Below are 14,460 nucleotides of genomic sequence, written 5' to 3' on the forward strand. Positions count from 1 at the left end.
CTTTTTCTATAGAGTATGGTGTGTAAACATTAAACTAGGTTTACACACCATATAGAGAGCGTTAATGAACGCTTTCCGTTCGAATTATTGGCCTAAGAATGCCTCTAACTCTTCACTTCCACCAATGTGCTTACCACCAATGTAGACTTGAGGTACAGTTGTTTGTCCTGTTACAGCACGTAATGTTACGGTCGTTGCATCCTTACCAAGTACCACTTCTTCAAACTGAAGGCCTTTCGCTTTTAGGTCTTGTTTCGCTTTAGAACAGAACGGACAGCCTGGTTTCGTAAATACAGTGATAGATTCTTGAGTTTTGTATTCAGGCGCGACGTATTTAAGCATCGTATCTGCATCAGAAACTTTGAACGGGTCGCCAGGTTCGTTTGGCTCGATGAACATTTTTTCAACAACTCCATTCTTGACTAGCATGCTGTAGCGCCATGAACGCTTGCCAAATCCGATCTCACTTTTGTCTACCAACATGCCCATGCCGTCTGTGAAGTCACCGTTGCCATCGGGGATAAAGGTAATGTTTTCTGCTTCTTGGTCATCTTTCCATGCGTTCATAACAAATGTATCGTTGACGGATACGCAAAGGATGTCGTCGACACCATGGTCTTTGAATACAGAGTTTAGCTCGTTATAGCGAGGTAAGTGGCTTGAAGAACACGTAGGAGTAAACGCACCCGGTAGGCTGAATACAATCACCGTTTTGTCTTTAAAAAGCTCATCCGTTGTCATACTGATCCAAGCATCACCTTGACGAGCTGGGAAAGTAACTTGTGGTACATTTTGACCTTCTTTAGATGCTAACATAATAATTTCCTTGGGTTTAAATATAGATTGTAGATTAAGTTTAAAGCCTAATTTGGCAGAACAAATAATTAATTTAGCGGAGACGTCTCCGTTTCGTTGACGCTATTATTAGATATTTCGTTTGATAGTTCTAATCGTTTAATACTATAGTAACGATAGTTAACTTCTATCTTGGGTATAAAAAATGAACATTCGAGACTTTGAGTATCTTGTAGCTTTAGCTGAACATAAACATTTCCGTAAAGCAGCAGAAGCCTGTTTTGTGAGCCAACCTACGTTAAGTGGTCAAATTAGGAAATTAGAAGATGGGTTAGGGACCACGCTATTGGAGCGAAGCAGCCGCCGAGTTCTGTTTACTGAATCTGGTTTGCAGTTAGTCGATCAAGCCAAAAAAATCCTAAGTGAAGTAAAAACCTTTACCGATATGGCGAGTTTGCAGGGTAAAGAGATGACTGGTCCGCTACATATTGGTTTCATTCCTACGGTCGGTCCGTATTTGATGCCAAAAATTGTACCTAAGCTAAAAGACGATTTTCCCGATCTCGATCTCTTTTTACATGAGGCGCAAACTAACCAGTTAGTTAATCAATTGGAAGAGGGACGATTGGATTGCTTGGTATTGGCTTCCGTCGCCGAAACGGAGCCGTTTAAAGAGATAGAGCTTTATACGGAACCTCTCTATGTGGCCGTTCCATGTGGACACGAATGGGCAGACCAAGATGAGTTAGATATGCAGATGCTTAATGGTCATACCGTGCTGTCGCTAGGGGATGGGCATTGCTTGAGAGATCAGGCGTTAGGTTTCTGTTTTGCTGCTGGAGCGAAAGATGATGAGCGTTTTAAGGCGACAAGCCTAGAAACACTTCGAAATATGGTTGCCGCGGGTGGAGGGATAACATTGTTACCCGAACTTTCGATTCCAGAAAACCGGCTTCAAGACGGTGTGAAGTATTTGAAGGCTAAAAAGCCCGTACCATCGCGCCAAATTGTTCTTGTTTATCGACCGGGTTCACCATTGCGACATCGTTTCGAAGAACTGGCACAATCGATCGCGAGTTATTTGGTATAAGTGTACTACGTGAAACTGGTCGAGAAAATTAGCTAAATCTACCGTATAAATACTTGTGGTTGTTACCCTATAATAATTTGGCGGAAGTCATTGCTATGCAACCTTGTGTTTATATTATGTCTTCAAATAATGATAGAGCTATTTACATAGGTGTCACGAGCCAGTTGAAACAGAGAATATGGCAACATAAAAACAACGTAGTTCAAGGGTTTTCGAGTAAATACAAAACGTATAAATTGGTTTTTTTTGAAATGCATAGTGATATGAATTCCGCATTTCTTAGGGAAAAAAGATTAAAGAAATGGAATAGAAAATGGAAGATGGATTTAATTTCATTGGAAAATCCAAACTGGATTGATCTGTATGACAGCTTGTAATTTCGTCATTCCCTCACGCGATCGTCATTCCCTCGAAGGAGGCATGCTGTTCGGTTAAGGTTATTTAAACTTGTCATCCTGACGAAAACTGCCCTGTTTTCACGAAAACCGACGTCATCCCCATGAAAATGGGGATCTAATATCACCAAGATTCCCGTTTTCACGGGAATGACGGGTATTTGGGAGTGGTGGGGAATTAGGAGCTGGTCGAGAAAATTAGCTAAATCTACCGTATAAATACTTGTGGTTGTTACCCTATATAATAATCAAACAACGTAGTTCAAGGGTTTTGGCGGAAGGAGAAATTTTGCGAGTATGCAATTCCCGTTTTCACGGGAATGACGGGTATTTGGGAGTGGTGGGGAATTAGGAGCAGTGTTATTCGTTTGGCCGAATAGATCCAATCCCTCACTGTCGTAACTCCTTCGCCCTGTCGTCACTCTTCCGGCCCGTTGTCATTTCCTCGTGCCATCGTGATTCCCTCGAAGGAGGGAATCTGGTGCGAGGAGATTCCCGTTTTCACGGGAATGACGGGTATTTGGGAGTGGTGGGGAATTAGGAGCAGTGTTATTCGTTTGGCCGAATAGATCCAATCCCTCACTGTCGTCACTCCTTCGCCCTGTCGTCACTCTTCCGGCCCGTTGTCATTTCCTCGTGCCATCGTCATTCCCTCGAAGGAGGGAATCTGGTGCGAGGAGATTCCCGTTTTCACGGGAATGACGGGTATTTGGGAGTGGTGGGGAATTAGGAGCAGTGTTATTCGTTTGGCCGAATAGATCCAATCCCTCACTGTCGTCACTCCTTCGCCCTGTCGTCACTCTTCCGGCCCGTTGTCATTTCCTCGTGCCATCGTCATTCCCTCGAAGGAGGGAATCTGGTGCGAGGAGATTCCCGTTTTCACGGGAATGACGGGTATTTGGGAGTGGTGGGGAATTAGGAGCAGTGTTAAATCTTCCGGCCCGTTGTCATTTCCTCGTGCCATAGTCATTCCCTCGAAGGAGGGAATCTGGTGCGAGGGGATTCCCGTTTTCACGGGAATGACGGGTATTTGGGAGTGGTGGGGAATTAGGAGCAGTGTTATTCGTTTGGCCGAATAGATCCAATCCCTCACTGTCGTCACTCTTCCGGCCCGTTGTCATTTCCTCGTGCCATCGTGATTCCCTCGAAGGAGGGAATCTGGTGCGAGGAGATTCCCGTTCTCACGGGAATGACGGGTATTTGGGAGTGGTGGGGAATTAGGAGCAGTGTTATTCGTTTGGCCGAATAGATCCAATCCCTCACTGTCGTAACTCCTTCGCCCTGTCGTCACTCTTCCGGCCCGTTGTCATTTCCTCGTGCCATAGTCATTCCCTCGAAGGAGGGAATCTGGTGCGAGGGGATTCCCGTTTTCACGGGAATGACGGGTATTTGGGAGTGGTGGGGAATTAGGAGCAGTGTCATTCGTTTGGCCGAATAAAACCAATCCTTCTCCTGTCATTGCTCCTTCGCCCTGTCGTCACTCTTCCGGCCCGTTGTCATTTTCTCGTGCCATAGTCATTCCCTCGAAGAAGGGCATCTGGTGCGAGGAGATTCCCGTGTCGTTTTGACGGGTATTTGGGGAGTGATTCCCGTGACGGGGGAGTGGTGGGGAATTAGGAGCAGTGTTATTCGTTTGGCCGAATAGATCCAATCCCTCACTGTCGTCACTCCTTCGCCCTGTCGTCACTCTTCCGGCCCGTTGTCATTTCCTCGTGCCATCGTGATTCCCTCGAAGGAGGGAATCTGGTGCGAGGAGATTCCCGTTCTCACGGGAATGACGGGTATTTGGGAGTGGTGGGGAATTAGGAGCAGTGTTATTCGTTTGGCCGAATAGATCCAATCCCTCACTGTCGTAACTCCTTCGCCCTGTCGTTAATCTTCCGGCCCGTTGTCATTTCCTCGTGCCATAGTCATTCCCTCGAAGGAGGGAATCTGGTGCGAGGGGATTCCCGTTTTCACGGGAATGACGGGTATTTGGGAGTGGTGGGGAATTAGGAGCAGTGTTATTCGTTTGGCCGAATAGATCCAATCCCTCACTGTCGTAACTCCTTCGCCCTGTCGTTAATCTTCCGGCCCGTTGTCATTTCCTCGTGCCATAGTCATTCCCTCGAAGGAGGGAATCTGGTGCGAGGGGATTCCCGTTTTCACGGGAATGACGGGTATTTGGGAGTGGTGGGAAATTAGGAGCAGTGTCATTCGTTTGGCCGAATAAAACCAATCTTTCTCCTGTCATTGCTCCTTCGCCCTGTGGTCACTCTTCCGGCCCGTTGTCATTTCCTCGTGCCATCGTCATTCCCTCGAAGAAGGGCATCTGGTGCGAGGGGATTCCCGTTTTCACGGGAATGACGGGTATTTGGGAGTGGTGGGAAATTAGGAGCAGTGTCATTCGTTTGGCCGAATAAAACCAATCCTTCTCCTGTCATTGCTCCTTCGCCCTGTCGTCACTCTTCCGGCCCGTTGTCATTTCCTCGTGCCATCGTGATTCCCTCGAAGGAGGGAATCACGATGGCACGAGGAGATTCCCGTTTTCACGGGAATGACGGGTATTTGGGAATGACAGATTTAGGTTCAGGGAATATTCAACTCATTAAGCTGTGCGCTAGGGTTTATCCCAGAGTTAGTTCAGAGTTTAGAAGAGCGACTCCTCTTCACCTGATTCACCTTGGGCTGAGTAGAAGTCCAACTCGTCACGGTTGGATTCTTCGATATACTCTTTGGGTTCTGTGCCTTGTTCGAAGTACTCAAACATAGAAGAAGAGCCTGACTTTTTAGTGAGAAGCCCAGAATCTCTATCGATACGAATACGGACAATTCCCGGAGGGGTCACTTTTCTTTCTTGTGGCACATTTTCTAACGCGACTCTCATAAAGTCGATCCAAGCGAACTGGGCCGTTTTTGCACCCGCTTCTCCACCCGGAGCTTGTTCATTTTTGCTCAAATTAGCATTTCTGCTGGTGCGGCCTAGTTTCCGATTATGGTTATCAAATCCAACCCATGATACCGCGACAACACCCGGACCAAAGCCGTTGTACCAAGCATCTTTGGAGTCGTTGGTTGTACCTGTTTTACCACCTATATCTCTTCGACCCAATTTTTGAGCTCTGAAACCTGTGCCATTCCAACCCGTTCCTTTTGACCAGTCACCTCCACCCCAAACGTTACTGTAAAGCAGTTCTCTGACCAAGAACGCATTCTGCTCTGTAATCACTTGTGGTGCATAGTGCTGTTGCTTTTCTTCATCTGTGACGTCAACTTCATTAAACTCTGAGCTTGAATTACTGGCAGAAGCAACATCAACGGTTTGATTGGCGCAGTTATTTTTACACACTACCGTCGGTTCTACTTGGTATTCTAAATCACCAAAAGGGCCTTCTATTTTCGAGATATAATAAGGTTCAACATAGTAGCCCCCATTAGCGAAAACGGAATATCCTTGTGCCAATTTTATCGGCGTTAGACTACCAGCACCAAGAGCGATGGTCTCTGATTTCGGTATCTTATCTAGCTCAAAGCCAAAGCGGGTTAAAAAGTGACGAGTATCCTCTAGGCCAACCGCTCGAAGCACTCTGACTGCCATGACATTTTTAGATTGTGCCAAGCCAATGCGCATACGCGCTGGTCCTACGTATGTTGGAGGTGAATTTTTTGGTCGCCATGCGGTGCCTCCACCCTCATCCCATTTATTGATCGGTGCATCGTTAATTAGAGTTGCCAATGACATGCCCTTATCAATTGCTGCAGAGTAGATGAAAGGTTTGATACCAGAACCAACCTGTCGAACAGATTGTGTTGCTCGGTTGAACTTGTTGTGGACGAAGTTGAAGCCACCAACGAGGGATAAAACCGCGCCATCGTTCGGGTTGATGGCAACAAAAGCGGTGTTGGCGTTAGGAACCTGGCTGAGTTTCCAAACGGGTTCTTGTGTTGTGCTTTCTGCTTCACTCTTATCGCTAGACGGTTCTTTTACTATGAGTGGCCTTACCCAGATCTGCTCACCGGAAGCTAAGATCTCTGCTGCCTTTTTAGGGGCCGATCCTTGTCGATCGTCGGTGATAAATCTTCTCGCCCACTTCATTGCGTCCCAAGAGAGTTCCGAATATCCACGGCTCTTGATATAAATTTTAGCTGTTTTTGAGTCTACTGACGTCACTATTGCTGGTCTTAGTTCGCCGTAGCTTGGTTGACTCTTTAGGTGCCGCTCTAGTTCATCTTCAGTAAATGGTGTTGCACCTTGTGCCCACACTTCTTGCTCAGCACCTCGATAACCATGCCTTTCATCATAGTTAAGTAAATTTTTAATAGCCGCGGTTTGAGCGGTCTTTTGTAACGTAGAGTCGACGGAGGTGAACACTCGCATTCCGGATGTATACGCATTCTCACCATATTTATTTACCATCCATGCACGCGCAATCTCCGCAATATACGGAGCATTAACCTCTATTTCTGCTCCGAAGGAGCGTCCAGTCAGTTCTTCGTTTCGTGCTGCTTCAAACTCTTCTTGGGTGATGTATTTTTCATCGAGCATTCGAGACAGTACAACATTGCGTCGCGTCGTTGCGCGGTCAATCGAGTAGATAGGGTTCATCGTGGAAGGGGCTTTAGGTAAACCAGCAATAAGCGCAACTTCACTTAGTGATAGGTCTTTTGCTTCCTTTCCAAAATAGACTTGTGCGGCGGCACCGACACCATAAGAACGGTGACCTAAGTAAATCTTGTTTAGATAGAGCTCTAAAATCTCATCTTTCGTTAGCAACTGCTCAATATGAAATGCAATGAACATTTCTTTGATTTTACGGATCAATTTCTTTTCGTTAGATAAGAAAAAATTTCGAGCTAGTTGTTGCGTAATGGTACTCGCCCCCTGTTTTGCTGAGCCTGACATGATCACAACAACAGCTGCACGGGTGATACCGATAGGGTCTATGCCAAAATGCGAGTAAAAACGGCTATCTTCCGTTGCGATAATTGCTTCTAGAAGCTCATCGGGCATATCTTCTAAATGAAGAGGAATTCGGCGCTTTTCGCCAAACTGAGCGATGAGTTTATTGTCTTTGCTATACACCTGCATGGGTGTTTGTAACTCGACATCTTTTAATGTTGCCACATCTGGAAGTTGAGGCTTCAAGTAAAAATAGAAGCCAAAGATTGTAGTCATTCCAAGAATGATGCAAATCACTGAAAGTATGAGTAATCGCTTTATGAACTTCACCGAAAATTTCCTGATTGGTTGAGGTCGTCTAGTTACGAATCCGAGTACATTAAGGCGAGAGCTTAGCACAAGGCATTTAACTATGGCCTCAAAATTTATTTTTCTGACTCACTCAAGACCTTTAAATGGAGCAAGATCAACATGGGAGAATCATTGATAATAGGTATTGATATTGGTCGTTTTCACCTAAAAGCTATTGTACTGAACGCAAGTAGCGAACGGTATATTCTAAAGTCTTATCAACAAATCATCTCGTCCACTGCGCTATTTTCCGAAACTAATTTGTTTAATCATCAAGAAATTGTAAAAAAACTCCAAATTTTAAAACAGAAGTTACCTAGGTTTCGTTCAAATGTCGCCATTTTTATACCCGATAACGAGGTATTTCATAGCGTTATCAATATTGATTCGAAATTAATAGCGGCTGAAATTCAATTCGCGGTTGAACAAGCGTTATCTATAGAATTCACAATACCTATACAAGATCTTAACATTGATTTTGTAAAAATTGATGGTAAAAACGGAATAAATTCATCGACGACAGAAATGGCAGTTTATGCGACCTCTCGTGAAGGCGTAGAAATTCGAATAAATGCACTATACCGAGCTGGCTTCAAACCGGTATTCATAAGTAGTGAAGGTCAAAGCTTATCAGCATTACTGTATTTAATAGAAAAAAAAGCCACTGCTGAACGATTAAGTGAAGCAGAACCAAGCACACTAAATGAGGAAAAAAAGATTCGACATGGTTTGCTCCATATCGAAGAGGACAGCACAACAATGTGCTGTTTGAACCAAGGTCACTTTACTCATATTAAATCATTGCCATTAGGGCTATCTACGCTGAAGGCATTAGGTGATGAGCCATTCTTTGAACAATTGAGTCAGAGCTTATCTTGTGAACTGGAATCAATGCTTATCTCAGGGCAGGTATTTGATAAGTTCAAGTTCTGGTTGAATGCAGAAGTCGGTGGCTCAGCTTATCCTTGTTTTCAAATAGGCCAACGCTTCAATGATGAGAGGAAACGTAATAACCCCAACCAACTAAATCAATTTGATTCACTAATCATTGAAATTGAGTGGTTAAAGCTAGCGGACTTGGTTGATTCAGAAAAAGATTTTACAGAACTTAATAGTTATGCAAAGGCAATTGGAATCGCGGTTGGCTACGATATCTGGAATAAGGGCCGATGTGATGCATAGAATTAATTTATTTCCGTGGCGCGTAGAAGAAAAGAGACAGAGTAAACGACGTTTCTTGCGATTGGTGGTTATGATTACCGCTGTCACGGTATTTTCACAGTTTTTCATTAATCGCTACTTCCAATCTAAGGTAACAGAAATTCAGGCGTCATTGATTGAGCTCAAAGCCCTTCAACAAGCGTTAAATCAACGTTTGACTCGGTTAGCTTCCTTAGAGGTACAGCAACAAAAAACAAGTGAAAACCTGAGCCATATTATAGAAATACAAGAGAGTAGGTACCTTGTTGCCTTTGCTTTACGACAGTTACCTCCGCTTATTCCTGATGCTCTCTTTTTAGAAGAGTTAAGTATTCAACGCGACGATATAATTTTGAAAGGAGTCACAAATGAAGTGAGCTTGGTAAACGTATTCGCAGAGGCATTGAAAAGCAGTTCTGCCGTCTTTGAGTTTGAAGTTGACTCCATTGCAGCAAAGAATCAAAACCCTGATCAGCATGACTTTTCGCTTTCATTTCGTTTTGATCAGAACAGGAGAGCATTCAATGAATAGTTGCAGAATGAGTTGGGCAGCGTACATCCTACAACTGAAACAGCTAAAGATAGAAGATGTCGTGCAGTGGCCAATCTTTTTTAAAGCGGGTTTTTTAGGGGGGATATCTCTTATTTCTCAAGCGATAATGTGTTGGTTTTTCATCGTTCCCAAAATAGATGAATTTGATGGTCTAACCGATTCATATATTGAAATGCAAACGATGATAGCGGCTAAAAAGAAACGCTTGACGCAATTGCCGTTTTTAAATCAAACCATTGATGTCCAAGATAAACAACTCGCCCTATTTTTAGACAGTATGGTTGACGAGAATAACCTCTCAAACGTACTCGCTTCGATAAGCCAACTTTCTAAGCGAGATAACCTTGATATTATTCAGATAAAATGGGGCAAAAAAGAACCTTTTCGTTTCTTATATCGAATACCTATACATGTTGAATTAAGTGGACGATACGGCGATTTTGTTTCCCTTTCACAGGCAATAGCACAGCTAAAAACGGTGGTAGTACTTGACCAGTTTCATTTGAAAAAAGAGCGAAGCAGTAGAGGAATGTTGAAAGCGACGATGACAGCGTATACGTTCCAATATCAGGCAGTGGTAAGTGCTAATGAATGAGAACAAACGCTGTCTGCTATTAGGTTTTTTGATATTAGCGGCTCAAGCCTACTACCTTGAGAGGTTGCATGGAAAAGAGATCAAAACCAATGCTATCCATGTTAAGAACGCCGCCAAGACAAACCAAGTGGAAAAAATAAGAGATCCCTTTACAACAGAAAGTACTGCCCCATTAGTTTCTCCTACTCTAAGCAAGCCGCTGTTTAAACGTAACAAAAAAGTTAAGGCGGGAGATCTGGAAACCCTATTTATCAAACTGCGTTATGCGAATGCAGCGAACGTCATGCAGTTAATTGAGGGCAATGGTGACAGAAGCCTGCTCAGTGAACAAGGCAGTATCAGTTTTGATGAAAGAACGAATATTATAATCTTGAAAGAGAGGCCAGAACCGATCAAAGAAATTACAGAGATTATCCATCGAATTGATGTACCTGTAAGGCAGGTCGAGATTGAAGCACGTATAGCCATCATTAATGAAGGTAACATCGAAGAACTCGGTGTGCGTTGGGGAGTGTCATCAAAAAAAGACCACCTCGTTATCGGTGGCTCGATTGAAGGCATTGCTGGTATTGGCCCATCTGGCGATGATTCTTCCGGGTCCGATATTAATGATTATCTCAATGTGAATCTTGGTAGTACATCGGTTAACTCGTCGAGTATCGCATTTCAGATTGCAAAGTTAAGCTCCGCCACTTTGCTTGATCTAGAGCTTTCGGCACTTCAGTCAGAATCTAAGGCAGAGGTTATTTCAAGCCCTAGGCTACTGACTATGAATAAAAAGCCGGCCTATATTGAGCAAGGTACAGAGATTCCCTATCTAGAGTCGAGTGAGAGTGGCGCAGCAACGGTTAAGTTTAGAAAAGCAGTCTTGAGCTTAAAGGTAACCCCCCAAGTGGTAGAAAAGAATCAGATCATCTTAGATTTACTTGTCACTCAAGATAGACCTGGTCAGATTGTAAAGACCGGAACGGGTGAAGCGGTTGCGGTTGATACACAAAGGATCGATACGCAGGTCATTGTGAACAATGGTGAAACAATTGTTTTAGGCGGTATCTTTCAAACCACCAGCATACGTTCCGTTGATAAAGTGCCGTTGCTTGGTGATATACCGATAGTGGGAAGGCTATTCAAGCGCAATTATGACAATGAAATGAAAAGAGAATTACTTATATTTGTCACACCAAAAATAATAGATAATTAGCTCCTAATTAATTGATTTAATTTGTTTTTGTTGATTTATTCTTGTGTATTACTTACATGATTTTTGATGAAATTAAGAAAACAAAGTAAAATTAGGTTGCATTACGGTCAGCAGATCTAGATAATTTCGGGTCTTATCACGACAGTACTGTGAGGGATCGGTGTCACCAATGAAGTTCGCTGAAATTAATTAGCAACCTAACGAGTGGCAATGACATTGAATTAACGCTGTAAATTAATGTTGAACATGGCTGAAAAACGTAATATTTTTCTTGTTGGCCCAATGGGCGCCGGCAAAAGTACAATAGGTAGACACCTAGCATCGCAACTGCATATGGAGTTTTTGGACTCAGATACAGTTATCGAAGAACGCACAGGCGCAGACATTGCTTGGGTATTTGATGTTGAAGGTGAAGATGGTTTCCGCATACGCGAAGAAACGGTTATTAACGACCTAACTGAACAACAAGGTATTGTTCTAGCGACGGGGGGTGGTTCGGTTAAAAGTAAAGATAACCGCAATCGTCTATCTGCTCGAGGCATTGTTGTGTATCTTGAAACAACAATCGAAAAGCAATTAGCTCGTACAAACAGAGACAAAAAACGTCCACTATTACAAACGGATGACCCAAAAGAAGTTTTGGAATCACTCGCTGGTGAGCGTAATACTTTGTATGAAGAAGTGGCGGACTATACTGTTCGTACTGATGATCAAAGTGCTAAAGTAGTAGCAAATCAAATCGTAAAAATGCTAGAAGAACGTTAAGTTCAATTACGGAGAGCAAACCATGGAAAAGATCACGGTTGATCTTGGTGAACGAAGCTACCCTATCTCTATCGGCGCCGAGTTATTTAATAACTCGGCGTACTTTTCTTTTTTATCCCCTAACAAAAAAGTTGTCGTTGTCAGTAATGTGACGGTTGCTCCGCTATACGCAGATAAAGTTGTTTCGCTTATAGAGAAGCAAGGCTGTGATGTTTCAGTGCTAGAGCTACCGGATGGCGAAAAATATAAAACGCTTGAAACATTTGAGACCGTTATGAGCTTTTTGTTGGAAGGTAACTTTTCACGAGATGTAACCCTCGTTGCGTTAGGTGGCGGAGTTATCGGTGATTTAGTTGGCTTTGTAGCGGCCTGTTACCAACGTGGTGTTGATTTTGTTCAGGTACCAACCACGTTATTATCACAGGTAGATTCATCTGTTGGTGGTAAAACTGCGGTTAATCACCCTCTTGGCAAAAATATGATTGGGGCGTTCTATCAGCCTAAATCCGTCATCATTGATACCAATTGTTTGGCGACGCTTCCAGAGAGAGAGTTTGCGGCGGGTATGGCCGAAGTCATTAAATATGGCATCATTTATGATCAAGATTTCTTTGTTTGGCTAGAAGAAAATATGGATAAGCTTTACGCACAAGATAAGCAAGCACTTACTTATGCTATTGCTCGTTGCTGTGCAATTAAAGCCGAAGTTGTCGAGCAAGATGAAAAAGAGTCTGGTATTCGAGCTCTGCTAAATCTTGGTCATACGTTCGGACATGCAATAGAAGCTGAATTAGGTTATGGCAATTGGTTACATGGAGAAGCTGTTTCTTCTGGAACTGTGATGGCGGCTAAGACAGCCCAGCTACAGAGTTTGATTACAGAACAGCAACTTGAAAGAATAATCGCTATACTTAAGCAAGCAAAGTTACCAGTACACACACCAGAGTCGATGTCTTTTGATGACTTTATGAAACATATGATGCGTGATAAAAAAGTACTATCTGGCCAACTACGCCTTGTTCTTCCAACGGGTATTGGTTGTGCTGATGTCGTGTCTAATGTTCCAAGTGAGAAGATTGAGCAAGCGATAGATTTTTGTCGGCGTTGATTTATTATCTAATTTATTAACTTGAACTTAATAGGATAGCTTGAATGAGTTTGGCCCACGAGTTGCGTGTTTTAGATTTAGAGTCGCAAATAGAATTGCTGGATCGTTTACGACTACTAACGCGATTTGGTTCTAACTTAACCAATATTACCGGAGATAAAAACTCCGGTAAATCTTGGATAGCACAACGCTATTTAGAAGCTTGGGCTCAAGACAAAAATCAATCCCTTGTTATGTGCCATGCCAACCAGTCGGATGCACAAAAGCGAGCCATACTGTTAAATCAAATAGTCCCCAGTCCACTTTTTAATGAAAATGACGCCATTGCCGATAGCTTCAGCCGAATGATTGAAGATAACCCGTGCGATGTTGTTATTGTTGTTGATGACGCGCAGTTATTAAGTGAAGCGTTATTAGCAGAGTTATGGACGCTGGTGTTACAGGCACAAGTTAACCCGCAATGGAATATTAATGTAGTGTTGTTTACTACAGGTAATGGTTTGGATAGTGTTTTATCTCGTTTGAGCTATGGCCAAGAAACAAAACCCCTCACATTAGAGGTAGAGCCGTTGTCGGCTAAAGAAATAGAAATGTTTATGGAGCTCTTGGTATTAAAATATGTATCGGGAGAAGATGAGAAACGAAAGGTTCGGAACAAAGTTAAAAAAACGCCACCGCTACCAGGTGCTTTGATGGCATTAGGAGAAAGTAAAGTGGAAAAACGAATAATCATTCGCTCAATTATTGGCTCTCCAATGAAAATAGCGGCTTTGGTACTCATTTTATTTTTGCTTATCTTTGGCGGCTACTTTTGGTTTTATAGCCAATCTGGGCCAACAACAGAAAACTCGACGACTGACATTGATGGTCAACCAGTGGAGCAAACGGCCATACCGACAATCGAAACCCTTGAAGATAACAATACATCGTTATCAGGCAGTCAAGAAATGATGGACGAAACCGGTGCCGTTGATGATTCCAAATCTTTACCGCCTGCAATTACCAACAGTTCTGCGACCGTGGGTCAATCTGATGATGGTCAACGAGTGGTCGTGCCTTCGGTGGTGGTTGACGCTCTGTTAGAAGGTGATACATCAAACTCGCAAGTTATCGATGATGCTGTGCTTCAAGCTCAGTTAGAGCAGGCGCCTCCTGTTGCCCAAACCGAATTTAAACGAGACAAGGGCGCGCCACCTCTAGTGACCTTTTCGTTTTCTAAGCAAGAGTTAATGGCGGTGTCTGACAGAAATTATACACTGCAAATTGCCGCGCTTCAGTCTTTGGATGAAACGCAAAGATTTGTCACCAAATATGGTATAGAAAAAGACGTTAGAATTTACCCTACAAGTCGCGGAGATACTCAATGGTTTATCGTCACTTATAAGGATTTCACCACTATTCAAGAAGCACGTAACGCAAGGGTTGAGTTACCTCAGGCCGTGCAAGATTTAGAGCCGTGGGCCAAATCTATGCTGCAAGTACACAGAGAAATTGAGCGTGCAAATTAACGCTAAGCTTAAAATGTGTT

At 43.3% G+C, this 14,460-nt stretch carries 10 protein-coding genes and 1 pseudogene; 9 read left to right on the plus strand and 2 right to left on the minus strand.

Features of this window, described 5'->3' with window-relative positions:
• Positions 1 to 84 precede the first annotated feature (84 nt).
• Positions 85 to 816 carry a glutathione peroxidase gene (locus tag L3V77_RS01175; protein ID WP_275135393.1) on the minus strand — a complete coding sequence of 244 codons (732 nt, stop codon included), beginning with the start codon at positions 814 to 816 and terminating at the stop codon, positions 85 to 87.
• Between the two features lie 184 nt (positions 817 to 1,000).
• On the opposite strand from L3V77_RS01175, the gene oxyR reads away from it, so the two are divergent.
• Both oxyR and L3V77_RS01185 read left to right on the plus strand, forming a co-directional pair.
• Complete coding sequence (gene oxyR / locus L3V77_RS01180; protein ID WP_275135394.1) at positions 1,001 to 1,885, plus strand: DNA-binding transcriptional regulator OxyR; 885 nt, start codon at positions 1,001 to 1,003, stop codon at positions 1,883 to 1,885.
• A gap of 116 nt (positions 1,886 to 2,001) precedes the next feature.
• A complete protein-coding gene (locus tag L3V77_RS01185; protein ID WP_342752070.1) occupies positions 2,002 to 2,262 on the plus strand; it encodes a GIY-YIG nuclease family protein in 261 nt (86 codons plus the stop codon).
• Positions 2,263 to 4,909: 2,647 nt separating this feature from the next.
• Here L3V77_RS01185 and L3V77_RS01190 read toward each other — a convergent pair.
• On the minus strand, positions 4,910 to 7,489 hold the full coding sequence (locus L3V77_RS01190) for a PBP1A family penicillin-binding protein (protein WP_275135396.1): 2,580 nt from the start codon (positions 7,487 to 7,489) through the stop codon (positions 4,910 to 4,912).
• Between the two features lie 141 nt (positions 7,490 to 7,630).
• Between L3V77_RS01190 and pilM the strand changes: the two genes are divergently transcribed.
• The 7 genes and pseudogenes from pilM (at position 7,631) to L3V77_RS01225 (ending at position 14,440) form a co-directional block, all read left to right on the plus strand.
• Positions 7,631 to 8,692, plus strand: coding sequence for a pilus assembly protein PilM (pilM, locus tag L3V77_RS01195; RefSeq protein WP_275135397.1), 1,062 nt, complete (start codon positions 7,631 to 7,633; stop codon positions 8,690 to 8,692).
• Positions 8,685 to 9,242: a PilN domain-containing protein gene (locus L3V77_RS01200; protein ID WP_275135398.1), complete on the plus strand. Its 558-nt coding sequence runs from the start codon at positions 8,685 to 8,687 to the stop codon at positions 9,240 to 9,242. Before pilM ends, L3V77_RS01200 begins: the two co-directional genes overlap by 8 nt.
• A complete protein-coding gene (pilO, locus tag L3V77_RS01205) occupies positions 9,235 to 9,858 on the plus strand; it encodes a type 4a pilus biogenesis protein PilO (protein WP_275135399.1) in 624 nt (207 codons plus the stop codon). Before L3V77_RS01200 ends, pilO begins: the two co-directional genes overlap by 8 nt.
• A gap of 217 nt (positions 9,859 to 10,075) precedes the next feature.
• Positions 10,076 to 11,059, plus strand: a pseudogene (gene pilQ, locus L3V77_RS01210) (type IV pilus secretin PilQ); the annotation flags it as partial.
• 246 nt (positions 11,060 to 11,305) lie between these two features.
• Positions 11,306 to 11,824, plus strand: coding sequence for a shikimate kinase AroK (gene aroK, locus L3V77_RS01215; RefSeq protein ID WP_195704953.1), 519 nt, complete (start codon positions 11,306 to 11,308; stop codon positions 11,822 to 11,824).
• Between the two features lie 22 nt (positions 11,825 to 11,846).
• Complete coding sequence (aroB, locus tag L3V77_RS01220) at positions 11,847 to 12,932, plus strand: 3-dehydroquinate synthase (protein WP_275135400.1); 1,086 nt, start codon at positions 11,847 to 11,849, stop codon at positions 12,930 to 12,932.
• 44 nt (positions 12,933 to 12,976) lie between these two features.
• Positions 12,977 to 14,440 carry an AAA family ATPase gene (locus L3V77_RS01225; protein WP_275135401.1) on the plus strand — a complete coding sequence of 488 codons (1,464 nt, stop codon included), beginning with the start codon at positions 12,977 to 12,979 and terminating at the stop codon, positions 14,438 to 14,440.
• The last annotated feature ends 20 nt before the right edge of the window (positions 14,441 to 14,460 follow it).

This window comes from Vibrio sp. DW001, from assembly GCF_029016285.1.
Lineage (GTDB): Bacteria > Pseudomonadota > Gammaproteobacteria > Enterobacterales > Vibrionaceae > Vibrio.